The organism is Microbacterium sp. AISO3 (genome assembly GCF_002204305.1).
Taxonomy (GTDB): domain Bacteria; phylum Actinomycetota; class Actinomycetes; order Actinomycetales; family Microbacteriaceae; genus Microbacterium; species Microbacterium arborescens.
On record NZ_NHRF01000002.1, the window covers coordinates 1 to 24898 of the forward strand.

Below are 24898 nucleotides of genomic sequence, written 5' to 3' on the forward strand. Positions count from 1 at the left end.
CGGCGAGGAGGAGGTCGCTGAGCACGTCGGCGCGGACCTGATCGATGCTTCGCGCATCGTCGATGGACGACGACCCGTCGCAAATCGTCGCATGGGCATCGCGGCCGCCACCGTTGGCGTCGGCTCGCGCGCCACGCGCGTCGGCTCGAGCGCCAGCGCCACCGGACGCCGCGTCGGCTCGAGCGCCAGCGCCAGCGCCAGTGCCACCGGACGCCGCGTCGGCCTGCTGCCGCGCGTTGATGATCTCCCGCGCCTGCCGCGTGAGCCGGTCCACGATCCCGTCGGCGATCACCGTCGGCAGGGTCGCGATCAGGTCCGACATCCCATCCGCGCCTGCCTGCACCCGCACGCACCGCCCCGCCGCGGCCTCCTCGTGCCGCTCCGTGAACGTCCTCGGGTGCATCCGCTCGGCGATCATCCGCAACGCGTCCCGCACCCGGTTGGGTGTCTCGCCCTCACACCGCTCGACCGCGACGCGTTCGAACTCTGCCCGCTCCTCCGCGGGCACGAGGCATCCCGTCTCCTGGATGACCCGCACGTGCCCGCGGACGATTCGTCCGGCATCCCACGCCGCCATCGTCACCGGGTAGTTGTCCACCAGGTCCCGCGCCTCATCGATGCGCCGCTGCAGCGTCCGGTCGGTCGCGACGAACACCCCGGCGAGTTCTGCTGCGATTCCGCGCAACGCCATCTCACGCGCCTTGACGCGTTCCGACGCTCCAGCGGCCTGCTTCTCCGCGAGAACTCCAGCCGCCGCGAGCACCCGAACCTCACGAATCTGCACCGCCCGCGCGGCATCCGAAACGCCCTCGGCATCCGCGACGAGCGCAGCCAGCGCGGCGACGTCGCCGTCGCTGCCCATCCCGCCGCTCAACCCGTCGTTCGAATGCATGTTCGAATCATGTCACGCACCTCCGACATCGCCCCGGAGCGATCCACAGCGGGCACGCGCTCGCGGTCACCCCGAGCGCGTGCGGCGTCGCCCGTTGATGTCGGGTCCGCTCTTAGGCTGGGAGCATGACCCCGCCCGAGATCGTCATCGTCGCAGCCTCTCGCACCCCGCAGGGGCGCTTACAGGGGAGTCTTTCGTCTCTTCCCGCGCCCGAGCTCGGTGGGGCGGCCATCGCCGCGGCGCTCGCGGCCTCGGGCGTTCCCGCGGATGCCGTCGACGCGGTCATCATGGGGCAGGTGCTCCCCGCCGGAAACGGGCAGAACCCGGCTCGTCAGGCGGCGCTGTCGGGCGGGATCGGGTGGGCTGTCCCGGCCTCCAGCGTCAACAAGGTCTGCTTGTCCGGCCTCACCGCGATCATCGACGCGTCGCGCATGATCGCGCTGGGTGACGCCGAGGTGGTCGTCGCGGGCGGCATGGAGTCGATGAGCCGAGCGCCACACCTCCTTCCCGGCTCTCGCTCGGGATGGTCGTACGGATCGATCGAGGTGCTCGACCACGCCGCGTTCGACGGTCTGACCGATGCGTACGATCGCGAGAGCATGGGCGCCTCGACCGAGCGTCTGAACCCGCGCTTCGACGTCACCCGCCAGGAGCAGGATGCCGTGGCCGCGCGCTCGCACCAGCGTGCCGCGGCCGCCCGCGACGCGGGCCGCTTCGCGGCTGAGATCGCGCCGGTGACCGTTCCGCAGCGACGAGGCGAGCCTGTCGTCGTCGACACCGACGAGGGTATCCGCGCCGACACGACCGTCGACACTCTCGCCGGCCTGCGCCCCGCCTTCGCGAAGGACGGCTCGATCACGGCGGGCAACGCCTCGCAGATCTCCGACGGCGCAGCCGCGCTGCTCCTCACCACCCGCGAGCGCGCGGAGCGCGAGGGATGGCCGGTACTGGCCGTGCTCGGTGCCAGCGGTCAGGTGGCTGGGCCCGACAACTCACTCCACGAGCAGCCGGCCGCCGCGATCGAGCGCGCACTGGTGAAGCAGGGAATGACGGCATCCGACCTCGATCTCATCGAGATCAACGAGGCGTTCGGTGCCGTCGTGGCAGCCTCGGAGCGCCGCCTGGGCGTCTCGCCCGACATCGTCAACATCGACGGCGGGGGAATCGCTCTCGGCCACCCCATCGGCGCTTCCGGGGCGCGGCTCGTCGTGCATCTGGCCCATGAGCTCGCGCGCCGCGGCTCAGGCACGGCTGCAGCGGGCCTGTGCGGGGGCGGCGGTCAGGGCGAGGCCCTCATTCTGACCCGCTGACCCGGTATGGCGACGGGTCGCGGTCAGCGGCGGTTGCGCTTGACCCGCTCGGCGAAGAGCTTGTCGCGGTCGACGTTGGAGTCGTCCGCGACGAGACGTCCGCGCGCCCCGCGGTAGCTGTCGACCACGGCGCCGATCGCGAGCGCCATCGTGATGCCCCAGCTGAGCCAGGCGAGGGCGGTGCGCCACGTGAACGGCTCGTCGCTGCGGGCCGAGCGGAGCAGCGTGACGCCGCCGGTGATCGCGGAGAAGAGGCCGGTGCCGAAGAGGTACTTGCGCATACCACAAACGTAGCTGGCCCTGAGGGTCGCCGGGCGCGCGGGTAGGCTGGGATCACCGCCGATCGCAGCCTGGAGGCATGCATGAGCACCGCTGATTTCGTCGTCGTCGCCAACCGGCTTCCGGTTGACCGGAACACGGATGGTGGTGGGGACGGGGAATGGCGCCGTTCGCCCGGAGGGCTCGTCACGGCCCTCGAGCCCGTCATGCGCCGCACCGAGGGGGCCTGGGTCGGCTGGCCGGGCAAGCCCGACCTCGAGTTCGAACCGTTCGACTTCGACGGTATGCACCTCGTGCCCGTCGCTCTCAGCGCCGCTGACGTCGAGGACTACTACGAGGGCTTCTCCAACGACACGATCTGGCCGCTGTATCACGACGTCATCGCCGCGCCAAGGTACCGACGCAACTGGTGGGAGGCCTACCAGCGTGTGAACCGTCGCTTCGCCGAAGCCGCGGCGGCTGTCGCGGCGGACGGCGGCACCGTGTGGGTGCAGGACTACCAGCTTCAGCTGGTTCCGAAGATGCTCCGCGACATGCGGCCCGATCTGACGATCGGCTACTTTCACCACATCCCGTTCCCGGCGTACGGACTGTACTCGCAGCTTCCGTGGCGCAAGCAGGTTCTGGAGGGGCTGCTCGGCGCCGACGTGATCGGTTTCCAGCGGATCGCCGATGCCGGCAACTTCGCCCGCGCCGTGCGGCGCCAGCTGCGGTACGAGACGAAGGCGAGCGGCATCCGCGTCCCGGCGGAGGGCGGCGGACACCGTACGGCTCTCGCGAAGGCCTTCCCGATCTCGATCTCCACCGACGATTACATCGAGCTCGCGCAGCGCCCCGACATCCAGGCGCGAGCCGCGGAGATCCGCGAAGACCTCGGCAACCCGAAGACGGTGCTGCTCGGGGTCGACCGGCTCGACTACACCAAGGGCATCCGGCACCGGCTGAAGGCGTTCGGCGAGCTGATCGAAGACGGGCGCGTCTCGGTCGAGGATGCGACGCTCGTGCAGGTCGCCAGCCCGAGCCGCGAGCGCGTCGAGTCGTATGTGCAGCTGCGGGACGAGATCGAGCTGACGGTCGCGCGTATCAACGGCGATCACGACACATGGGGTCACAGCGCGATCCGCTACATGCACCAGGCCTTCCCGCGCGAAGAGATGGTCGCTCTCTACCTCGCTGCCGACATCATGCTCGTCACCGCGCTCCGGGACGGCATGAACCTGGTCGCGAAAGAGTATGTCGCGAGTCGCATCGACAACCGGGGCGTGCTCGTGCTGAGCGAGTTCGCCGGGGCCGCCGACGAGCTCGCGAGCGCCGTTCGTATCAACCCGCACGACATCGACGGGATGAAGGATGCCATTGTGCGGGCGATCGAGATGCCCGCGGCCGAGCAGGGAAGGCGCATGCGCGCTCTGCGCAAACGCGTGCGCGAACACGACGTCGAGGACTGGTCGCGAGCATTCCTCGATGCGCTCGCGTCAGCGGCTCGCTCCAACAGCCCGGCCCATTCCGCTGCCGGCGCACGCGCGATCTCGACCGCGGCCACCGAGGCGGAGCACCGCGCATGAGCGCTGTGGCGTACACGACGCCCGACGGCATCGCAGAAGCCGTCGAACGCGCCGCGAGCGCGCGGCATCTCCTCGTCGCCCTCGATTTCGACGGCACTCTCGCCCCGCTGGTCGACGAGCCGATGTCGGCCCGGATGCTGCCCGCGGCACGCGAAGCGCTCACGCGGCTCGCGCAGGCACCCGAGACGACCGTCGCTCTCGTATCGGGCCGAACGCTCGAGCATCTGGCGGAGATCTCCGAGCGCGAACCCGATTCGCGGATCCATCTCGCCGGTTCGCACGGTGCCGAGTTCTGGCATCCGGGTGCCCGGGCCGATTCCGAATCCGATGACGACGCCGCCCTCCGCGACGACCTGACGGCGCGGGCGGAGCAGATGGTCGAGGGCATCGCGGGCGCGTGGATCGAGCACAAGCGATTCGGATTCGGCCTGCACACGCGCCTCGCCGATCGGACGAGCGCGGCCGACGCCGCGGCGCGTATCGACGAACTCGTCCGCGCGGAAGCCCCGACGTGGCGACGCCGTACCGGCCAGGACATCCTCGAGTTCGCATCACGGCACGAGGGCAAGGACTCGGCAGTGCGCAGCCTCCGCGAGCGGGTCGGTGCCGACGTCGTCGTGTTCGCGGGCGACGATGTGACCGATGAGGACGCGCTGCGATCGCTCGGCGCCGGTGACGTCGGCATCCGGGTCGGCGGGGGAGAGAGCGTCGCCGCGTTTCGGGTGCCGGATGCCGCCGCGCTCGCGGAGGTGCTCGGCCGGCTCGCCGAGGCGCGCGCCGGAGAATGAGCCTCGGCCCGCGGGCATAGAATTCGAGAATGCCCGACAGCTCCGAGACCATCGACATCAAGCCCCGCAGTCGTGCCGTCACCGACGGCATCGAAGCCACGACCTCCCGAGGCATGCTGCGTGCCGTCGGTATGGGGGATGAGGACTGGGACAAGCCCCAGATCGGCATCGCCTCGAGCTGGAACGAGATCACGCCCTGCAACCTGAGCCTCGACCGCCTCGCGCAGGGCGCCAAGGAGGGTGTGCACTCCGGCGGCGGCTACCCGTTGCAGTTCGGCACCATCTCCGTCTCGGACGGCATCTCGATGGGCCACGAGGGCATGCACTTCTCACTCGTCTCGCGCGAGGTCATCGCCGACTCCGTCGAGGCCGTCATCATGGCCGAACGGCTCGACGGCACCGTCCTTCTCGCCGGCTGCGACAAGTCGATCCCGGGCATGATGATGGCCAGCGCCCGCCTCGGCCTCTCGAGCGTCTTCCTGTACGCCGGATCGACGATGCCCGGATGGGTCAAGCTCAGCGACGGCACAGAGAAGGACGTCACGATCATCGACTCGTTCGAGGGCGTCGGTGCCTGTCGCGCCGGCAAGATGAGCGAGGCCGACCTCAAGCGCATCGAATGCGCCATCGTTCCCGGCGAGGGCGCGTGCGGCGGAATGTACACCGCCAACACGATGGCCTCCGTCGGCGAGGCCCTGGGCCTGAGCCTGCCGGGCTCCGCCGCGCCGCCGTCGGCCGACCGTCGCCGCGACTACTACGCCCACCGCTCGGGCGAGGCCGTCGTCAACCTGCTGCGCCAGGGCATCACGACGAAGGACATCCTGACGAAGGAGGCCTTCGAGAACGCGATCGCGCTCGTCATGGCCCTCGGCGGCTCGACGAACGCCGTCCTCCACCTCCTCGCGATCGCCCGCGAGGCGGAGGTCGACCTCAGCCTGCACGACTTCAACCGCATCGGGGACAAGACGCCCCACGTCGCGGACATGAAGCCCTTCGGCCAGTACGTCATGAACGACGTCGACCGTCACGGCGGCATCCCGGTCGTCATGAAGGCGATGCTCGACGAGGGCCTGCTGCACGGCGACGCTCTGACGGTGACCGGCAGGACGCTCGCCGAGAACCTGCGCGAGCTCGACCCGGAGCCCATCGACGGCAAGGTCATCCACACGTTCGACAACCCGATCCACGCCAGCGGCGGGATCACGATCCTGCACGGTTCGCTCGCCCCCGAGGGCGCCGTCGTCAAGACCGCCGGATTCGACGCGGCCGTGTTCGAGGGACCTGCGCGCGTCTTCGAGCGCGAGCGGGCTGCGATGGATGCCGTCGCGAACGGCGAGATCGAGCCGGGCTCGGTCATCGTCATCCGCTACGAGGGCCCGAAGGGCGGACCCGGCATGCGCGAGATGCTCGCCATCACGGCCGCCATCAAGGGCGCCGGCCTCGGCAAAGATGTACTACTCTTGACGGACGGACGATTCTCAGGCGGCACAACCGGCCTGTGCATCGGCCACATAGCACCCGAAGCGGTGGACGCAGGTCCCATCGCATTCGTGCGCGATGGTGATCTGATACGGGTCGATATCGCGGCTCGCTCCCTCGACCTACTCGTCGACGAGGCTGAGCTGAACGCTCGCCGTGACGGCTGGGCTCCTCTTCCCCCGCGCTATACCCGTGGCGTTCTTGCCAAGTACTCCAAGCTCGTGCGCTCCGCCGCGGAGGGCGCGACCACCGGCTGACTTCGGCTCCGACATCGTCTCCTCTTCTCCAGCGAGGTTCATCACCATGTCCACCGACATCTCCGCGGCCATTCCCCGGCCGCCGTCCCGCACGCCCTCGGCTCCCGTGATCACGGGCGCAGAGGCCGTCGTCCGCTCGCTCGACAACCTCGGCGTCACCGAGGTCTTCGGGCTCCCGGGCGGCGCGATCATGCCCGTCTACGACCCGCTCATGGACGATGAGGCGGTCCGCCACATCCTCGTCCGGCACGAGCAGGGCGCCGGTCACGCCGCCGAGGGCTACGCCGCGGCATCCGGCCGGGTCGGGGTGGCGATCGCCACCTCGGGTCCCGGAGCGACGAACCTCGTGACGGCGATCGCCGACGCCTACATGGACTCCGTCCCGCTCGTGTGCATCACGGGCCAGGTGTTCTCGACCCTGATGGGAACGGACGCCTTTCAGGAGGCCGACATCGTCGGCATCACGATGCCGATCACGAAGCACTCGTTCCTCGTGAAGACCGCCGAGGAGATCCCCGGCGCCATCGCCGCAGCCTTCGAGATCGCCGGCACCGGGCGTCCCGGCCCCGTGCTCGTCGACATCACGAAGGACGCTCAGCAGAACACGGCGCCATTCGTGTGGCCGCCGAAGGTCGACCTGCCGGGCTACCGCCCGGTGACCAAGGCGCACGGCAAGCAGATCCAGGCCGCCGCGCAGCTGCTGGCCGAGTCGCAGAAGCCCGTGCTCTACGTCGGCGGCGGCGTCATCCGGGGGCGCGCCTCGGACGAGCTGCTCACTCTCGCCGAGGCGACGGGTGCGCCGGTCGTGACGACCCTCATGGCTCGTGGCGCGTTCCCCGACTCGCACCCCCAGCACCTCGGCATGCCCGGCATGCACGGCACGGTTCCCGCTGTACTCGCGCTGCAGGAGTCCGACCTGATCGTCGCGCTGGGCGCGCGGTTCGACGACCGTGTCACCGGCAAGGCGTCGCTGTTCGCCCCGCACGCGAAAGTCGTGCACGTCGACATCGACCCCGCAGAGATCTCGAAGATCCGCTTCGCGGATGTGCCCATCGTGGGTGATGTGCGCGACGTGCTCGTCGACCTCGAGTCGGCGTTCCGTGGCGTGATCGGCGACGGAAAGCCCGACACGACCGAGTGGTGGGCGTACCTCGACGGGCTGCGCGAGGAATTCCCCCTCGGCTACGCCCCGACCACCGACGGTCTGCTGTCGCCGCAGCACGTGATCCAACGCATCGGCGAGCTCACCGGTCCCGAGGGCGTGTACGCCTCCGGCGTCGGTCAGCACCAGATGTGGGCTGCGCAGTTCATCAAGTACGAGCGCCCCAATTCGTGGCTCAACTCCGGGGGCGCCGGCACCATGGGGTACGCGGTCCCCGCGGCCATGGGCGCGAAGGTCGCCGAGCCCGACCGTGTGGTATGGGCGATCGACGGCGACGGCTGCTTCCAGATGACCAACCAGGAGCTGGCGACCTGCGTCATCAATCAGATCCCGATCAAGGTCGCCATCATCAACAACTCGTCACTCGGCATGGTGCGCCAGTGGCAGACGCTGTTCTTCGACGGCCGCCACTCGAACACCGACCTGAACACCGGGCACGGCACGGCGCGCATCCCCGACTTCGTCAAGCTCGGCGAGGCGTACGGCTGCCTCGCCATCCGGGTCGAGACGGAGGACCAGATCGACGACGCCATCAAGCTCGCACTCGAGACGAACGATCGCCCCGTCGTGATCGATTTCGTCGTGAGCGCGGACGCGATGGTGTGGCCGATGGTCCCGCAGGGCGTCAGCAACAGCTACATCCAGTACGCCCGCGAGCACGCGCCCGCATTCGACGAGGAGGCCTGAGATGTCGCGCCACGTGCTGAGCCTCCTGGTGGAGGACAAGCCGGGTCTGCTGACCCGAGTCGCCGGGCTGTTCGCCCGACGCGGCTTCAACATCGAATCGCTCGCGGTCGGCGTCACCGAGGTGCCGGGTCTCTCGCGCATCACGGTCGTCGTCGACGTCGAGGAGCTGCCGCTCGAGCAGGTGACCAAGCAGCTCAACAAGCTCGTGAACGTCATCAAGATCGTCGAGCTCGACTTCTCGTCGTCGGTGCAGCGCGAGCACATCCTCATCAAGGTGCGGGCCGACAACCAGACCCGCTCCAACGTCATCGAGGTCGCGAACCTGTTCCGGGCGTCGATCGTCGACTACGCACCCGATGCCCTGGTCGTCGAAGTGACCGGAGATCGCGGCAAGATCGACGCGATCCTCCGCGCCTTCGAGCCCTTCGGCATCAAGGAGCTCGCCCAGTCGGGTCTGCTCGCCATCGGGCGCGGCGGCAAGAGCATCACCGAGCGCGTTCTGCGCGGCTGACCTTCCGAACCACGAATCAAGGAGAAACACACGAACATGGCCGAGATCTTCTACGACGACCACGCCGACCTGTCCATCATCCAGGGCAAGAAGGTCGCGATCGTCGGCTACGGCTCGCAGGGACACGCCCACGCCCAGAACCTCCGAGACTCCGGCGTCGAGGTCGTCATCGCGCTCAAGGACGGCTCGAAGTCGGCCGCGAAGGCGCAGGACGAGGGCTTCGAGGTCAAGAACGTCGCGGATGCCGCGGAGTGGGCCGATCTCATCATGATCCTGGCTCCCGATCAGCACCAGCGCTCGATCTACGCCGACTCCATCAAGGACAAGCTGACGGCGGGCAAGACCCTCGCGTTCGCGCACGGCTTCAACATCCGCTTCGGCTACATCGACGCTCCCGAGGGCGTCGACGTCATCCTCGTCGCTCCGAAGGCGCCGGGCCACACCGTGCGCCGCGAGTTCGTCGCCGGCCGCGGCATCCCCGACATCATCGCCGTCGAGCGCGACGCGTCGGGTTCGGCCTGGGACACCGCGCTGTCGTACGCCAAGGCCATCGGCGGCACGCGCGCCGGCGTCATCAAGACCACCTTCACGGAAGAGACCGAGACCGATCTCTTCGGCGAGCAGGCCGTGCTCTGCGGTGGCATGAGCCACCTCGTGCAGTACGGCTTCGAGACCCTCATCGAGGCCGGCTACCAGCCGCAGATCGCCTACTTCGAGGTGCTCCACGAGCTCAAGCTCATCGTCGACCTCATGTGGGAGGGCGGCATCGCCAAGCAGCGCTGGTCGATCTCCGACACGGCAGAGTACGGCGACTACGTCTCCGGCCCCCGCGTCATCTCGCCCGAGGTCAAGGAGAACATGAAGGCCGTGCTCGCCGACATCCAGTCGGGTGCGTTCGCGCAGCGTTTCATCGCCGACCAGGACAACGGCGCCACCGAGTTCCTCGGCCTCCGCGAGAAGGAGCAGGGTCACCCCATCGAGGCGACCGGCAAGGAGCTGCGTGGCCTCTTCGCCTGGAAGCAGCAGGACAGCGACTACATCGAGGGCAGCGCCGCGCGCTGACCCGTGACGGACGGCTCCGTCCGTTCTGTGACCCTCGGCGGCACCCCGTCGAGCCCGGCCTCGTGCCACGGAAGCCCGGTCCCCATCAGGGGCCGGGCTTTCGGCGTGCTTGCATCGCCCCGACCTTTTACGATGGATGCATGCCCGTCCGTAAGAAGCAGTTCGCTCGCGCGCGCCTGGGGGCGGTGTGCGTCGCAGCTTCTGTGATCGCGGGGGCGATCACCGCTCCGTCCGCCTGGTCGGTCGCGACCGATGAGATCGAGATCGTTCCGCGGTCGGACGCTCCGGTCACGCCGACGGAGCCTGAGGACGGAGAGACGAACGAGGATGTCGTGACCCCGGCGCCGGGGGAGAGCGGCACGCCCTCTCCCGAGCCGACGCCGGAGCCCTCCCCGACCGACGCGCAGCCCACGCCGTCGCCCAGCCCCAGCCCGTCGCCGAGTCAGCCGACATCAGAGCCCTCTCCTCCCGCTCCGGTGCCGCCGGCTCCGGCGCCGGTCCCGCCGCGCGTCGAAGGCGAGGCCGGCATCGAACTGCGCGCGCCGACCGCCGTTCGCCTCGGCGCTCTGCTGCGCCTGACGCCGCGGAACGCCGTCCCGGCCTCGGCGACGCCCGAGCCGAGCGATGTCGTCCATGTCGACGGCGGACCCGATGTGGGCGGATCGGCCCAGCTCGGTGCCTCGGTCCCCGCGGAAGATCCCACGGGACGAACCGATGCCGTCCGTGTCGGTTCGCTGCACGACGGTTCGGGCGCCGAGCTCGCGCAACCCGCCGTCTGGGCCCCGTGGGGCGGTGCTCTGGCGGTCGCCGGTGCTGCTGTCGCCGTGCTCGTGCTGCGTGGCGGCCGCCAGATCGGTCGCTGACCTCGTCGGAGCGCGCTCGTTCCTCCCAGTCGCCGGTGGCCGGCGCTACTCTGAGGAGGTGACGAGCCGTGATGACGACGCCCTGAGCTGGGCCGGCGACGACGACCCGACCCTCGTGTCCGCGCCTGCGCCCACGCCCGTGGGAGGGCCCGCGTCCTCGCGGCGCCAGAGCGACGAGCTGGCGGAAGCAGAGACCGAGCAGCCGGGTGAGATCTCGACCGAGGCTGCGCCTGAGGGCCTGAGCAACGCCGCGCTGATCTCGCTGGGGGTTCTCGGTGGCATCTATCTGCTGTATTCGATCGGCTGGTTCGTCGGAGGTATCCGCGTCCACAACCTGAGCGGTCTGCTCGGCATCGATACGGCCGTCTCGGTTCCCGTCCTCGTGCTGGCCGTCGCCGCCCCGGCGATCTGGTTCATCGCGACGTACGTGCTCACGCGTGGGTCGCGCGCCTGGATCCGGTTCGCCTGGCTCGTCGCGGGGGCGCTGCTGCTCGTGCCGTGGCCGTTCGCCACCCTTGGAGCCGGGAGTTGAACGCGATGAGCGACACGCAAGAAGCCCGGCGGACGCCCGCGGTCTGGAAGGTGGCCACCGTCGCCGGTGCCTTCGGTCTCTTCTACGCATACGCGGTCTGGGCCGCGGTCCCGCTGCTGATCACCCCGTCGCCGGCGCGGACCGCAGTCGGGTGGGTCGCTGTGATCGCTGCCGTGGCGCTGCCGATCCTCATCTTCGCGGGAGCATTCGCGCTGGGGTGGCGCCGACGTTCGGGCGCCTTCGCGATGATTCTCCTCGCGGGGCTCGGGCTCGCAGCGGTGTTCTTCCTCAACGTCCTGTCCTTCGCCCTGACCTCGGGCGCTGTCTGAGTCGGCAGAACGTCACACGGTCGTGGGCGCTGTCGGCACCGCGCTAGGCTGAGACGACCCGCCGCACCGCCGTCGGCTGTCGTGGCGACCACCCGTTCCGCGCTTCTGCGCATGCTCCAGAGGATCGTCCGTGCCCCAGCCCGTCGTGCTCATCGCCGAAGAACTCTCGCCCGCAACGATCGATGCCCTCGGTCCTGATTTCGAGATCCGGTCGGTTGACGGCGCCGACCGCGCCGCGCTGCTCCCGGCCCTCGCCGACGCGCATGCCGTCCTGATCCGGTCGGCGACGAAGATGGATGCCGAAGCGATCGCCGCCGCGCCGTCGCTCAAGGTCATCGCGCGTGCCGGCGTCGGACTCGACAACGTCGACATCAAGGCCGCCACGGCCGCCGGCGTCATGGTCGTCAACGCCCCGACCTCCAACATCATCTCGGCGGCCGAGCTGACGGTCGGACACATCCTGAGTCTCGCGCGTCACATCCCCGCAGCTCACGCCTCCCTCGCTGCCGGCGCCTGGAAGCGCTCGTCGTTCACCGGCACGGAGCTGTTCGAGAAGACGGTGGGCATCATCGGTCTGGGCCGCATCGGCGCGCTGATCGCCGCGCGGCTGCAGGCGTTCGGCGTGAGTGTCGTGGCGTACGACCCGTACGTCACGCCCACCCGGGCTCAGCAGCTCGGTGTGACGCTGCTGACCCTCGACGAGCTGCTCGCGCAGAGCGACTTCGTCACGATCCACATGCCGAAGACCCCCGAGACGACCGGCATGATCGGTGCGGAGCAGTTCGCACGCATGAAGAAGTCGGCCTACGTGGTCAACGTCGCTCGCGGCGGCCTCATCGATGAGGAAGCGCTCTACACCGCTCTCACCACCGGCGAGATCGCGGGCGCCGGTCTCGACGTGTTCACGACCGAGCCGCCGAAGGAGGACGGCACCGCCTTCCCCCTCCTGTCGCTGCCCAACGTCGTCGTCACGCCCCACCTCGGCGCCTCGACCGACGAGGCGCAGGAGAAGGCCGGCGTCTCGGTGGCGAAGTCGGTCAAGCTGGCTCTCGAGGGGGATCTCGTGCCGGATGCCGTCAACGTCGCCGGTGGTGTCATCGACCCGTTCGTCCGGCCCGGTATCGCCCTGGTCGAGCAGCTCGGTCAGATCTTCACCGGGCTTGCGCCGAGCGCGCTCACGAGCCTCGACATCGAGGTCCGCGGTGAACTGGCGGACTACGACGTCAGCGTCTACCGGCTCGCGGCGCTGAAGGGGATCTTCACCAACATCGTCAGCGAGAACGTCTCGTACGTGAACGCCCCGCTCTTCGCGGAGCAGCGCGGCATCGAGACGCGCCTCATCGTCGAGTCCGAGAGCCCGCTCTATCGCAACATCACGATCCTGCGCGGAACGCTCTCCGACGGGTCGGTTCTGACCGTCGAGGGCACGCTGGCGGGTACGCGCATGGTGCCCAAGGTCGTCGGGATCAACGGTTACGAGGTGGAGGTGCCGATCGAGCGCCACCACGTCGTGATGCGCTACGCCGACCGTCCCGGGATCGTCGCGATCTACGGACAGAAGCTGGGCGAGGCGGGCATCAACATCGCGGGCCTGCAGGTCGCCCGGCCCGACGCGTCCGGCCGCGCTCTCTCGGTGCTGACGGTCGACTCGCCGGTGCCCGACAACCTTCTCGACGAGATGCGTGAGGCGGTCGCCGCCGACCTGTTCCGCCAGATCGAGCTGACCGAGGTCTGACGAAGCGGAACGATGCCCGGGGTGCTTCCGCCCCGGGCATCGTCATCGCTGGGTGACGCCGAGGACGAGCCGGATGAGCGCGTCGAAGTCTTCGCCCTGGGGGACGGGGCCGACGACCGCCCCCGCGCCGAGGGCGTTGTTGAAGTAGAGGCCGTCGCCCACGAGTAGGACGAGCTGCAGCGCCGTCTCGTCACGGGTGTGACCGCGCAGTGCTTCCTCCCAGAGCGTCCGGACGTCGCGCAGCGCCGCGCTCGCGGCGGGGTGTCCGCTCTGCGCGAGTCGCGATCCGGCGAGGAGTGCGCGATCGAGCGCGCTGTCCTCCATGACGGAGGTGCGCAGGTAGGCGGCGACGATGCCTTCGGGGTGCCGCGCCATGTCATCGACATCGAGGCGGGCGAGCTCCATCATCCGATCCAGAAGGGCCGTCTCGAGCGCCTCCTTCGAGGCGTAGTGGTAGAGCAAGCCGCCCTTGGAGACACCGGCTGCCGCGGCGACGGCATCCATCGTGGCGCCGCGCGCGCCGTCGGATATCAGGAGGTTCTCGTACGCGTCGAGCACGCTCTCGCGCGCGCGTGGGGGACGACTCATGTCTTCGATCCTCTCGCGTTTCGGCGTTCGATCCTGTTACTATACCGGCTGGACGGTGAACTAATGACGTTGACAGAAGAGATCGCAATCGCAGACGGACAGGGCCGACGCGTCGGCTGGCGGGGGTGGGCCGCACTCGGCGTGCTCATGCTTCCGGTCCTGCTCGTGTCGGTGGACAACACGGTGCTCAGCTTCGCGCTGCCCGAGATCGCTCGCGCGCTGAGCCCGACGAGTGCCCAGCAGCTCTGGATCATCGACGTGTACCCGCTCATCCTCGCGGGTCTCCTCGTGACGATGGGATCGCTCGGAGACCGGTTCGGTCGTCGTCGGATGCTGCTGATCGGTGCGACCGGGTTCGCGACGGTCTCCGCGCTGGCGGCCCTCGCCCCGAGCGCCGAACTCCTGATCGCCGCTCGGGCCGCGATGGGCGTGTTCGGCGCCATGCTGATGCCCTCGACCCTCTCATTGCTGCGCAGCATCTTCACCGACCGGGACCAGCGCCGCCTCGCCATCGCGGTCTGGGCCTCGATGTTCTCGGCGGGCGCCGCGCTCGGTCCGATCGTCGGCGGTGTGCTGCTCGAGCACTTCAGCTGGGGATCGGTGTTCCTCATGGCGGTACCGGTTCTCGTGCCGCTGCTCGTGCTCGCGCCCTTCCTCGTTCCCGAGAGCCGCGATCCACGCCCGGGGCGCATCGATCCGATCAGCATCGCTCTGTCGATGCTGACGATGGTGCCGATCGTCTACGCCATCAAGGACTTCGCGGTGAAGGGCTGGGGCATCACGCCGCCGGTGCTGTTCGCGCTCGGACTGGTGTTCGGCTGGCTCTTCGTGCGGCGCCAGCTCCGCGTGAACGAGCCGATGCTCGACATGCGGTTGTTCTCGCGCGGCACTTTCAGCGGCGCGCTGCTGGTCAACCTGCTGAGCGTCGTGGCGCTCGTGGGCTTCCTGTACTTCGTCACGCAGCATCTGCAGCTGATCGTCGGCCTGTCGCCGTTGCAGGCGGGGCTCGCCCTCGTCCCCGGTCTGACCATGATGATCGTCGCGGGCCTGGGCGTCGTGCCGATCTCTCGCCGGGTGTCGCCTCGCATCGTCGTCCCTGCGGCACTGACCCTTTCGGCCGCCGGTTACGTCATGATCGCTCTGCTCACCGAGCCCGACAGCATGATCGAGCTCGTGCTGGCCTTCGCGCTGCTGGGCATGGGCATCGGAGCTGCGGAGACGGTCTCGAACGAGCTCGTGCTCGCGAGCGCTCCTCCCGCCAAGGCCGGCGCGGCGAGCGCCGTCTCGGAGACCGCCTACGAGGTGGGCGCAGTCCTCGGAACGGCGGTGCTCGGCGGCATCCTGACGGCGATGTACCGGCTCGGCATGGCCGTGCCCGAGGGTGTGCCCGCCGAGGCGGCCGACGCGGCGCGGGAGACGCTCGCGGGCGCCGTCAACGTCGCACAGGATCTGCCCGATTCCGTTGGCCGTCAGCTGCTGGATGCCGCGGCGCACGCCTTCGATTCCGGTGTTGGCGTGACGGCGACGATCGGCGCCGTGCTGGTCGTCTGCGCGGGGATCATCGCGGCCACTACGCTGAAGGGATCCCACTCGCGGCCCGCCGAGCACTGAGCGATCGGCGTGCCGCGCCCCCGAGAACGAGGAGAGCGATGTCGCGCGTCGTGAAACTTGCCGTGATTCCGGGCGACGGAATCGGCCCCGAGGTCGTCGCCGAGGCCGAGAAGGTGCTCGACGCGGCGGTAGCGGGAACCGATGTCGTCATCGACAAGACGCGCTTCTCGCTCGGCGCGGCCCGGTACCTCGAGACCGGCGACACCCTCACCGACGAAGACCTGCGGGCGATCGCGGACCATGACGCGATCCTGCTCGGCGCCGTCGGGGGAGTGCCGGGCGATCCGCGGCTGCGTGACGCCAACATCGAGCGCGGGCTCCTGCTGAAGCTTCGCTTCGAGCTCGACCACTACGTCAACCTCCGGCCGTCGAAGCTGTACCCGAGCGTTCCCGGCCCGCTCGCCGACCCCGGCGAGATCGACTTCGTCGTGGTGCGCGAGGGCACGGAGGGGCCGTACGTCGGCAACGGCGGCAGCATCCGCCGCGGCACCCCGCACGAGGTCGCGAATGAGACCTCGGTCAACACCGCCTTCGGTGTGGAGCGTGTCGTGCGCTATGCGTTCGATCTGGCCGAGCGCCGGCGGCAGAAGCTGACGCTCGTGCACAAGACGAACGTGCTCGTGCACGCGGGCGGGATCTGGAAGCGCATCGTGGACGAGGTGGCCGCCGAGCACCCCGACGTCGCCGTAGACTATCTCCACGTCGACGCGGCGACGATCTTCCTGGTCACGAACCCGGGCCGCTTCGACGTGATCGTCACCGACAACCTCTTCGGCGACATCCTGACCGACTTGGCCGGCGCCGTCACCGGAGGCATCGGCCTCGCCGCTTCGGGGAACATCAACCCCGACGGCGCGTTCCCCTCGATGTTCGAGCCCGTCCACGGATCGGCGCCCGACATCGCGGGCCAGCAGAAGGCCGACCCCACGGCCGCGATCCTCTCCGTCTCGCTGCTGCTCGATCATCTCGGGCTCACGGAAGCCGCCCGACGCGTCACCCACGCCGTCGAGGCCGACATCGCCGACCGCAGCTCGGAGCCACGCACCACGACGCAGATCGGCGACGCGATCGCGGCTCGCCTCCAGGCGTAGCCTGGAATCCGCCCGCCGCCCGACATCCGCTTGGAAGACAGATGACCCTCCTCGAAAACGATCCCGACGCCGGACTCGAACCCCTCGAGTTCACCGTTACCCGAAACCTCGCTGCGGCCCCGGCCGCCCGACGCGACGAGATTCTCGCGAACCCCGGGTTCGGCACCCATTTCACCGACCACATGGTCGACATCTGCTGGTCGGTGCGCGGCGGCTGGCACCGCCCGCGCGTCCAGCCCTACGGGCCGATCACCCTCGATCCGGCTGCGGCGGTGCTGCACTACGGCCAGGAGATCTTCGAGGGCATCAAGGCCTATCGTCACGCGGACGGGTCGGTGCACACCTTCCGACCCGATCAGAACGGCCGACGGCTGCAGCGCTCTGCGCGCCGCCTCGCACTGCCCGAGCTGCCGGTCGAATGGTTCATCCAGTCGCTCCGCGAGCTCATCGCCGTCGACGGCGACTGGGTCCCCTCGGGTGCCGATCAGTCGCTCTACCTGCGTCCGTTCATGTTCGCCAAGGAGGCGTTCCTCGGCGTGCGCCCCGCGAACAAGGTCGCGTATTACCTCATCGCGAGCCCGGCGGGCGCGTACTTCACCGGCGGCGTGAAGCCCGTGTCGATCTGGCTCAGCGAGGACTACGCCCGCGCAGGCAAGGGCGGCACGGGTGCTGCTAAGACCGGCGGCAACTACGCGTCGAGCCTGCTCCCGCAGGCCGAGGCGTACGAGAACGAGTGCGACCAGGTCGTCTTCCTCGACCAGGACCGCAACGTCGAGGAGCTCGGCGGCATGAACGTCGTGTTCGTCTACAAGGACGGCACGATCGTCACGCCGCAGTCCGACTCGATCCTCGAGGGGATCACCCGCGACTCGATCCTGCAGCTCGCGCGCGACCGCGGGCACAAGGTCGAGGGCCGTGCCGTCTCGCTGGACGAATGGCGCCAGGGCGTGGCATCCGGAGACATCGTCGAGGTCTTCGCCTGCGGTACAGCTGCCGTCGTGACCCCCATCGGCGTTCTCAAGGGCCGCGACTTCTTCGACGAGCAGCCGGTCGGCGAGCTCGCCCTGTCGCTGCGCGAGGAGCTCACCGACATCCAGTACGGACGTCGCGAAGACAAGCACGGCTGGCTCGTGCGGCTGGACGCCTGAGATGAAGATCGTACGTTTCTCGCACAACGAGGCCATCCGCTACGGCATCCTCGACGGCACTGATCTGGTGACGCTCGCGGGCGACCCGATGTACGCGGGCTATGACACGACGGGCGAGCGCGTGGCGCTCAGCGACGCCGTGCTGCTCGCTCCGGTCATCCCGCGATCGAAGATCATCGCCGTCGGCCGCAACTACCGCGAGCACGCCGCCGAGTTCGGCAACGAGGTCCCCGCCGAGCCGCTGCTGTTCTTCAAGCCGAACACCTCGGTGATCGGTCCCGGCGACGCCATCGTCCGGCCGACGCAGTCGCAGCAGGTCGATTTCGAGGGAGAGCTGGCCGTCGTCATCGGCAAGGTCACCCGCAACGTCTCAGCCGCCGACGCGCTGAGCCACGTGTTCGGTTACTCGATCGCCAACGACGTCACCGCGCGCGACCTGCAGCGCAGCGACGGGCAATGGACCCGCGCGAAGGGCTTCGACACGTTCTGCCCGCTCGGACCGGCCATCGAGACCGAGTTCGACCCGGCGCAGGCGCAGCTGGTGGCGCGAGTCAACGGCGACGAGAAGCAGCGTGCTCCGCTGACCGACATGGTCCACGGCATCGCCGATCTCATCGCCTACGCGTCCGCAGCGTTCACGTTGCTCCCGGGCGACGTCATCCTGACGGGGACGCCCGCGGGCGTCGGCCCCCTCGTCGCGGGTGATGTGGTCGAGGTCGAGATCGACGGTCTCGGCATCCTGCGCAACATCGTCCGGGATGCCTGACAGGGAGATTCTCCCGGTTCCGACCGCGGCCGCCGCGGTCGGCGCGCGCGACGCGGTCCGTCGGCGTGCGCTGGTCGTGCTCTCGCTCGGTCAGGTGCTCGGCGGCATCGGTTTCGGCTCGACCATCTCGCTGGGCGCGGTCATCACCGAACGGCTGACGGGTGACGACGCGCTCGCGGGTCTTCCGACCGCGGCGGTGACCCTCGGCGCCGCGCTGCTCGCGATGCCGCTGGCCTCGCTCGCGTCGCGGGCGGGTCGCCGACCGGCACTGGCCCTCGGCATGCTGCTGGCTCTCGTCGGGGTGGTCCTCGTCGTCGTCGGCACCGCGTCGGGGCTGTTCCCCGTGCTGCTCATCGCCTTCGCGATGATCGGCGCCGGTCAGGCCGCCAATCTGCAATCCCGGTTCGCTGCCACCGATCTCGCGACCGACCGCACGCGCGGGCGTGACCTCTCGATCGTCGTGTGGGCGACCACCATCGGCGCTGTGCTGGGGCCGAACCTGATCGGTGCCGGCGAGGCGATCGGCGACGCGGTGGGGATGCCTCCTTTGACCGGGCCGTACCTCTTCACGGCGGTCGCGCAGCTGCTGGCCATCGCCCTGTATCTCGTCGCTCTGCGGCCCGACCCGCTGCTGCTCGCGCGTACGTCGAGCGCCGGCGCACCCCAGGCGTCAGCGACGCGTCGGACGCACGCCGACCGGCCCGGTGCCGCCCGTTACGCCTTGCTCGCCATCGCCGGATCGCACGGGGTCATGGTGTCGGTCATGGCGATGACGCCCCTGCATCTGGTCCACCACGGCGCGGAGCTGACAGTCGTCGGGCTCACCATCAGCCTGCACATCGCCGGCATGTACGCGCTGTCACCCGTCTTCGGCATCCTCGCCGACCGCCTCGGGCGTGTGGCGACGATCCTGATCGGTCAGGCTCTGCTCGCCGCCTCGCTCGTCGTCGCCGCGATGGGAGCCGACTCGACGTTGGCCGTCACCCTCTCGCTGATCCTGCTCGGCCTCGGCTGGAGCGGCGCCACTGTGGCGGGATCGGCGCTGCTCACCGAGGCGTCGTCGCCGGAGCGGCGAACGACGCGTCAGGGACGCAGCGACGCGATCATGAACGTCGTCGGCGCCGCGGGGGCTGCCGTCGCCGGGGGAGTGCTGGGCCTGATCGGCTTCGCGGGGTTGGCTGCGTGCGCTCTCGCTGTCGTCGCGGTCGTCGTGATCGGTGGCGTTCGCGCGGCCCGATCGACGCACTCGGCTGACGCCGCCACCGGCCCGGTCGAGCTCTAGCCGCCCGGCCGCCCTGCGGCAAGCATTTTGCTCCGGGGCGGAAGGCTGGCACCGTGGAGTCATGAGTCACCGCGCACAGTTGATCATCGCCCTCGCCTCGAGCGCGATCCTCTTCCTCTCCATCGCGCTGATGTTCGCGCTGGTGATCATCAGCTTCTTCACCGACGGCATCGACTTCGCGGGCGATCCCCACATCGCCGACGCCATCGGCACCACCGCATGGGTGCTGACCGCCTGACGAGGCCGCCCATCGCTCTCCTCGGCTGATCAGGCGAGGAGAGCGTTCGCAGCCAGTTCGACGTCGGCCTCGTCGTTGAAGACGTGGAAGGCGACGCGCGCATTGCCGCGACGGCCGGATGCCGCCACGCCGGCGCTTGTGAGCCGTGTGAGATCCGCGCCGGCGGGGTCGGGCCACGTGACGATGGGGCTCGCGTGCAGCGGCTCGGGCAGTCCGAGTCGCGTGCGGAACGCCGCGGCGAGACCGGTGACCCGTGCGTGCAGGGCCGCAGGGTCGGCATCCGCGAACATCGCCAGGGCCGGTTCCGCGCCCACCATCGCCTGCCAGGCGGGTGACACGTCGAAGCGTCGGGCGGAGCGGGCGAGGGTCGCGTCGGTCCCGTAGCACGCAGCCCAGGGGTCTTCGCCGGCGTACCACCCGGCGTGGAGGGGCATGAGCGTCGCTGCGAAACCGTCGGAGAGCGCGAGGAAGGCGACGCCGCGGGGCGCGCACAGCCACTTGTACGTGTGACAGACGAGGGCGTCGAACTGCTCGGCGTCGAGGGGGAGCCAACCGGCCGCCTGTGTCGCGTCGCAGAGCGTGCGGGTGTTGTGCCGCCGCGCGGCCGCGACGATCGCCGCCGCGTCGGCGACCTCTCCCGTGGCCGATTGCACGATCGAGAATGCGACGAGGTCGACGTCGGGAGTGATGGCGCCGGCGAGGTCGGCGAGCGCGACGGCGCGAACCCGGATGCCGCGCCCGGCGTGGGCGAACGGGAGAACGAGTGAGGAGAACTCGCCCTCGGGGCACAGCACGGTCGCACCATCGGGGAGGGAAGCCGCGATCAGTCCGACCAGGACCGACGTCTGCGACCCGATGGCCACGCGGTCGGGCACCGTCGACATCAATCGGGCGAAATGTGCGCGGCAGCGCTCGGCCACGTCAGCGTAGTGAACCAGGTCGGGTCGGGCGTCGAGGTCGGCGATGACCGCCGCCCGTGTCGCGGTGGTCGGCAGACCCGTGCTGCACGCGGCGAGATATCCGCGCGACCCGGTGAACGCGGCGTGGAGCGCTTCGGGTGCGAGGGTCATCTTCTCCATGCATCCAGGCTGGGCGATCGCGATCTATTGGTCTACGGCAGGATTTGCATGCAAACCATCACAGCTAGTTATCTTTTTGCATGGACACCCCGGACTATCGTCTCGACGTCACCGAGTTGCGCGTCGTGCGAGCCATCGCCGACGGCGGGTCGATCACTGCGGCGGCGTCGGCTCTGGGCTACAGCCAGCCGGCCGTGAGCCAGCAGATCAAGCGACTCGAACAGCGTCTCGGCGTGCCGGTCGTCGAGCGGGTCGGGCGGCGGATGCGGCTCACCGAAGCCGGTCGCGTGATCGCCCGGCATGCCGCGGCGGTCGCGACGGTCATCGAGGCGGCCTCGGGCGAACTGGCCGAGCTCGCCGGATTGCGGTCGGGCACGGTGCGCATGGTCGGCTTCCCTTCCGCCTCGCCGACGGTGCTGCCGCGCCTCATGGATCGGCTGGCTCACGCGGAACCAGGGCTGACCCTGACGTACGTCGAGGCGGAGCCGCCCGAGGCGATCGCCGATGTTCGCGCGGATCGAGCCGACATCGCGTTGACCTTCGGCTACCCGGGCGATCGGAGCGACCCGCATGGCGAGAACGCTCGGGGACTCGACGCAGAGGTCATCGGGTACGACGACCTGCTGGCGGTTCTGCCTGCTGGCCACCCCGCCGCCCACGGCGTGGGTGCGATGGAGATCGCCCCTCTTGCGCTCGAGGCCTGGATCGCCGGATGCCCCCGCTGCCGCGGCCATCTGCTCGAGGTGTGCGGCCGAGCCGGGTTCGACCCCGAGATCCGTTTCGAGACCGACAATTTCGTCGCGGTCGAGCAGCTCGTGGCACAGGGGATCGGCGTCGCGACGCTTCCCGGACTCGCGGTCGCGTCGTTCCCCCTCCTCCCCGGTGTGGTGACGCGACCGCTTCCCGCGAGCGAACGCCGCGCCATACACGCGGTGTCTGCGGGCGGTGCGGGCCGGGTTCCCGCGGTGGCATCGGTCCTGGGGCACCTGCGGGCCGTCGTCGCCGAGCTCACCGGCGGCGACTCTCACGAGAACTAAGCTGGAGGGGATGTCCACCGCACCTCACCCCGCCACCACGACCGCCACCGGAACCGATGTCCGCGTGCGGTTCTGCCCGTCGCCGACCGGTCTGCCGCACGTCGGCCTCATCCGCACGGCCCTGTTCAACTGGGCCTACGCGCGCCACAACGGCGGCAAGATGGTCTTCCGCATCGAAGACACCGACGCCGCGCGCGACAGCGAGGAGAGCTACCAGCAGCTGCTCGAAGCGCTGCGGTGGCTCGAGATCGACTGGGACGAGGGCGTCGAGAAGGGCGGCCCTCACGCGCCGTACCGCCAGTCGCAGCGCCACGAGATCTACCGCGAGGTGCTCGACAAGCTCATCGCCGCCGGGGTCGTCTACGAGTCGTACTCGACCGCCGAGGAGATCGATGCCCGCAACGAGGCGAACGGCCGCGCGAAGCAGCTCGGCTACGACAACTTCGACCGTGACCTCACCGACGAGCAGAAGGCCGCCTTCCGCGCCGAGGGCCGCGAGCCCGCGTGGCGCCTGCGCGTGCCTGACCACGACCTCACCTTCGTCGACCTCATCCGCGGCGAGGTGACCTTCCCCGCGGGATCGTTCCCCGACTTCGTCATCGTTCGCGCCGGCGGCGTCCCGCTCTACACGTTCGTGAACCCCGTCGACGACGCGCTCATGGGAATCACGCACGTCCTGCGCGGCGAGGACCTCATGCCGTCGACGGCGCGTCAGCTCGCGCTGTACGCAGCGCTCATCGAGGCGGGCGTCACCGACTTCGTCCCGCGGTTCGGTCACATGCCCCTCGTCCTCGGCGAGACCGGCAACAAGAAGCTGTCGAAGCGCGACCCGAAGGCCGATCTCTTCCTGCAGCGCGAGAAGGGCTTCATCCACGAGGGGCTGCTGAACTACCTGTCGCTCCTCGGCTGGTCGATCGCGCCCGACCGCGACGTCTTCACGCGCGACGAGCTGATCGCCGCGTTCGACATCGCCGACGTGAACCCGAACCCGGCGCGCTTCGACCAGAAGAAGGCCGAGTCGATCAACGGCGACCACGTGCGGATGCTCGCGCCCGACGACTTCGCCGAGCGCCTCGTGCCCTACCTCTCCGGCGCCGGCCTGATCGAGAACCCTCCCACGGCGGCACAGCGCGAGATCCTCGAGGCCGCGGCGCCCCTCGTCCAGGAGCGCATGCAGCTGCTCGGTGACGCACCGGGTCTGCTCGGCTTCCTGTTCCGCTCCGAGGTCGCGTACGACGACGATGCCCTCTCGGGGCTGCCGGCGAACGCGGGGGAGGTGCTCGTCGCGTCGGTCGGCGCCCTCGAGCTCGTCCCCGAGCAGGGCTTCACCGCCGCCGCGGTGCAGGATGCCCTCGCGCCCGCGCTCATCGAGGGGCTCGGGCTCAAGCCGCGTGTCGCCTACGGCCCGCTGCGCGTCGCCCTCAGCGGACGTCGCGTGTCGCCCCCGCTGTTCGAGTCGATGGAGCTGCTCGGTAAGGCCGAGACCATCCGCCGGCTCGACGCGCTCGTCCAGCGCGTCGGCTGACGCGCCCGGGCGGCGCTCGGTTAGGCCTCACCGCATCCGTCGGGTATAGTTGATCCTCGGTGCGACTGAGGTCAAACCGACCATGGGGTATGGTGTAATTGGCAACACGGCTGATTCTGGTTCAGTTGTTCTTGGTTCGAGTCCAGGTACCCCAGCTTCGAGAAAAGCCCCGCTTCGGCGGGGCTTTTCCGTTTGATCTGCGTTCGCCGTGAGAGCGGCCGAGCCGTGCCCATCGAGCGAGAATGGGCACATGGGACTCTTCATGCAGCGACCCGAGGAACCGAGCGAGTGGGCGGGGCTGCCCTCCGAGCCCGCGCGCCGCAAGTCGAACGCCGAGCTGCTGCCCGACGAGCCGCCGCCCGCCGACCCTGCGGGCGACCTGCTCGGCGGGGGCGGTATCGCGTCGATCTCGATTCCCCTCGCGGTCCCGATCGCGGCGGAGGCGGAGGACTCCGGCATGGGCGCTGCGGGTGAGGCGGAATCAGGCAGCGAGCCGCCCACTGTCTGACAGGTGTCGGATAGGCTGGGGTCATGGACCCGCGGTCGCTGCGCAGCCGAGAGGCACTGCGCCGGGCGGCCCTCGATCTGGCTGCTGTCCGTCCCCTCACGGATCTGTCGGTCTCGGAGATCTGCCGCGCGGCCGGCGTGACGCGCGACACGTTCTACCGGCATGCCGACGCGCCCGTGTCGCTCGTCGCCGACGCGCTGAGAGTCGAGCTCGCCGATGTGCTGGCCGATGTCGGCGAGCTCGACTCGCTGACCATCGCCGAGGATCGCCTGCTCGCACACGTCAGAGCGCGAGCCGACGTGTACCGCGGTGCGCTGCATCCGTCTCTCGCCGCGCCCATCCGTGACGTGCTCGAGCGCGTCATCGCCCGGGGGCTGGAGGAATGGCTGGAGCGGCATCCCGAGATCGAGCCGCCCGCGATCGCCGACCAGTCGACGCGAGAGATCGCCGTCGCATACGCGGCCGGCGGGACGGTGGCGGCGATCGAAGTCTGGTTGCGCTCGGGCGCGGACGACGTGGCGTGGGCGACGAGGGCGATCCTCGCCGCCTCACCGGAATGGTGGCTGCGGTGATG

At 69.6% G+C, this 24898-nt stretch carries 25 protein-coding genes and 1 tRNA gene; 22 read left to right on the forward strand and 4 right to left on the reverse strand.

The features are described 5' to 3' along the window. On the reverse strand, positions 1-892 hold an 892-nt coding region (locus tag CBF90_RS02775), incomplete at its 3' end, for a DUF222 domain-containing protein (protein WP_242435572.1). A gap of 125 nt (positions 893-1017) precedes the next feature. Between CBF90_RS02775 and CBF90_RS02780 the strand changes: the two genes are divergently transcribed. After that, positions 1018-2202, forward strand: coding sequence for an acetyl-CoA C-acyltransferase (locus CBF90_RS02780; protein WP_071918203.1), 1185 nt, complete (start codon positions 1018-1020; stop codon positions 2200-2202). 23 nt (positions 2203-2225) lie between these two features. Here CBF90_RS02780 and CBF90_RS02785 read toward each other — a convergent pair whose 3' ends face one another. Beyond that, a complete protein-coding gene (locus CBF90_RS02785; RefSeq protein ID WP_023951084.1) occupies positions 2226-2483 on the reverse strand; it encodes a hypothetical protein in 258 nt (85 codons plus the stop codon). Positions 2484-2564: 81 nt separating this feature from the next. Here CBF90_RS02785 and CBF90_RS02790 point away from each other — a divergent pair, with 81 nt between their 5' ends. The 10 genes from CBF90_RS02790 to serA all read left to right on the forward strand — a co-directional run bounded on the left by CBF90_RS02790 (position 2565) and on the right by serA (position 13451). Then, positions 2565-4046 carry a trehalose-6-phosphate synthase gene (locus CBF90_RS02790; RefSeq protein ID WP_023951082.1) on the forward strand — a complete coding sequence of 494 codons (1482 nt, stop codon included), beginning with the start codon at positions 2565-2567 and terminating at the stop codon, positions 4044-4046. Further along, the gene (gene otsB / locus CBF90_RS02795; RefSeq protein WP_023951080.1) at positions 4043-4834 is read left to right on the forward strand and encodes a trehalose-phosphatase; all 792 of its coding nucleotides are present in this window, start codon (positions 4043-4045) and stop codon (positions 4832-4834) included. The genes CBF90_RS02790 and otsB overlap by 4 nt, the downstream gene beginning before the upstream one ends. Before the next feature lie 29 nt (positions 4835-4863). Further along, positions 4864-6570 carry a dihydroxy-acid dehydratase gene (ilvD, locus tag CBF90_RS02800; RefSeq protein ID WP_088379898.1) on the forward strand — a complete coding sequence of 569 codons (1707 nt, stop codon included), beginning with the start codon at positions 4864-4866 and terminating at the stop codon, positions 6568-6570. A gap of 46 nt (positions 6571-6616) precedes the next feature. Next, positions 6617-8419, forward strand: coding sequence for an acetolactate synthase large subunit (locus CBF90_RS02805; RefSeq protein WP_064956667.1), 1803 nt, complete (start codon positions 6617-6619; stop codon positions 8417-8419). A gap of 1 nt (position 8420) precedes the next feature. Beyond that, complete coding sequence (gene ilvN, locus CBF90_RS02810; RefSeq protein WP_023951074.1) at positions 8421-8930, forward strand: acetolactate synthase small subunit; 510 nt, start codon at positions 8421-8423, stop codon at positions 8928-8930. Positions 8931-8966: 36 nt separating this feature from the next. Beyond that, the gene (gene ilvC / locus CBF90_RS02815) at positions 8967-9992 is read left to right on the forward strand and encodes a ketol-acid reductoisomerase (RefSeq protein ID WP_023951072.1); all 1026 of its coding nucleotides are present in this window, start codon (positions 8967-8969) and stop codon (positions 9990-9992) included. A 140-nt stretch (positions 9993-10132) separates the two neighbouring features. Next, a complete protein-coding gene (locus tag CBF90_RS02820; RefSeq protein ID WP_088379899.1) occupies positions 10133-10855 on the forward strand; it encodes a hypothetical protein in 723 nt (240 codons plus the stop codon). 58 nt (positions 10856-10913) lie between these two features. Next, positions 10914-11387, forward strand: coding sequence for a hypothetical protein (locus CBF90_RS02825; protein ID WP_023951068.1), 474 nt, complete (start codon positions 10914-10916; stop codon positions 11385-11387). A 5-nt stretch (positions 11388-11392) separates the two neighbouring features. After that, complete coding sequence (locus CBF90_RS02830) at positions 11393-11716, forward strand: hypothetical protein (protein WP_064956665.1); 324 nt, start codon at positions 11393-11395, stop codon at positions 11714-11716. A gap of 130 nt (positions 11717-11846) precedes the next feature. Beyond that, on the forward strand, positions 11847-13451 hold the full coding sequence (serA, locus tag CBF90_RS02835) for a phosphoglycerate dehydrogenase (protein WP_023951064.1): 1605 nt from the start codon (positions 11847-11849) through the stop codon (positions 13449-13451). A 42-nt stretch (positions 13452-13493) separates the two neighbouring features. Here the strand turns inward: serA and CBF90_RS02840 are convergent, their stop codons facing one another. Further along, positions 13494-14039, reverse strand: a complete 546-nt coding sequence (locus CBF90_RS02840; protein ID WP_064956663.1) for a TetR/AcrR family transcriptional regulator — start codon at positions 14037-14039, stop codon at positions 13494-13496. Between the two features lie 63 nt (positions 14040-14102). Here CBF90_RS02840 and CBF90_RS02845 point away from each other — a divergent pair, with 63 nt between their 5' ends. The 6 genes from CBF90_RS02845 (at position 14103) to CBF90_RS18380 (ending at position 20175) form a co-directional block, all read left to right on the forward strand. Next, positions 14103-15650 carry an MFS transporter gene (locus CBF90_RS02845; RefSeq protein ID WP_088379900.1) on the forward strand — a complete coding sequence of 516 codons (1548 nt, stop codon included), beginning with the start codon at positions 14103-14105 and terminating at the stop codon, positions 15648-15650. A 38-nt stretch (positions 15651-15688) separates the two neighbouring features. Beyond that, the gene (locus CBF90_RS02850; RefSeq protein ID WP_088379901.1) at positions 15689-16741 is read left to right on the forward strand and encodes a 3-isopropylmalate dehydrogenase; all 1053 of its coding nucleotides are present in this window, start codon (positions 15689-15691) and stop codon (positions 16739-16741) included. A gap of 41 nt (positions 16742-16782) precedes the next feature. After that, positions 16783-17889, forward strand: coding sequence for a branched-chain amino acid aminotransferase (locus CBF90_RS02855; RefSeq protein WP_023951057.1), 1107 nt, complete (start codon positions 16783-16785; stop codon positions 17887-17889). Position 17890: 1 nt separating this feature from the next. Then, entirely contained in the window at positions 17891-18655 is a 765-nt protein-coding gene (locus CBF90_RS02860) for a fumarylacetoacetate hydrolase family protein (protein WP_023951055.1), read from the forward strand. Next, positions 18648-19937, forward strand: coding sequence for an MFS transporter (locus tag CBF90_RS02865; RefSeq protein WP_088379902.1), 1290 nt, complete (start codon positions 18648-18650; stop codon positions 19935-19937). Before CBF90_RS02860 ends, CBF90_RS02865 begins: the two co-directional genes overlap by 8 nt. A gap of 61 nt (positions 19938-19998) precedes the next feature. After that, positions 19999-20175 (forward strand): hypothetical protein, encoded by a 177-nt coding sequence (locus CBF90_RS18380; protein ID WP_172407780.1) that lies wholly within the window; start codon positions 19999-20001, stop codon positions 20173-20175. 29 nt (positions 20176-20204) lie between these two features. Here CBF90_RS18380 and CBF90_RS02870 read toward each other — a convergent pair whose 3' ends face one another. Next, a complete protein-coding gene (locus CBF90_RS02870; protein ID WP_306460394.1) occupies positions 20205-21254 on the reverse strand; it encodes an aminotransferase class V-fold PLP-dependent enzyme in 1050 nt (349 codons plus the stop codon). 80 nt (positions 21255-21334) lie between these two features. On the opposite strand from CBF90_RS02870, the gene CBF90_RS02875 reads away from it, so the two are divergent. The 5 genes from CBF90_RS02875 to CBF90_RS02895 all read left to right on the forward strand — a co-directional run bounded on the left by CBF90_RS02875 (position 21335) and on the right by CBF90_RS02895 (position 24896). After that, on the forward strand, positions 21335-22291 hold the full coding sequence (locus CBF90_RS02875; RefSeq protein WP_023951051.1) for a LysR family transcriptional regulator: 957 nt from the start codon (positions 21335-21337) through the stop codon (positions 22289-22291). A gap of 10 nt (positions 22292-22301) precedes the next feature. After that, entirely contained in the window at positions 22302-23816 is a 1515-nt protein-coding gene (gene gltX / locus CBF90_RS02880) for a glutamate--tRNA ligase (protein WP_023951049.1), read from the forward strand. An 83-nt stretch (positions 23817-23899) separates the two neighbouring features. Beyond that, positions 23900-23971 (forward strand) — tRNA-Gln (locus tag CBF90_RS02885). Between the two features lie 95 nt (positions 23972-24066). Next, complete coding sequence (locus tag CBF90_RS02890) at positions 24067-24324, forward strand: hypothetical protein (RefSeq protein WP_064956657.1); 258 nt, start codon at positions 24067-24069, stop codon at positions 24322-24324. Positions 24325-24347: 23 nt separating this feature from the next. Then, positions 24348-24896: a TetR/AcrR family transcriptional regulator gene (locus tag CBF90_RS02895; protein ID WP_071918193.1), complete on the forward strand. Its 549-nt coding sequence runs from the start codon at positions 24348-24350 to the stop codon at positions 24894-24896. The last annotated feature ends 2 nt before the right edge of the window (positions 24897-24898 follow it).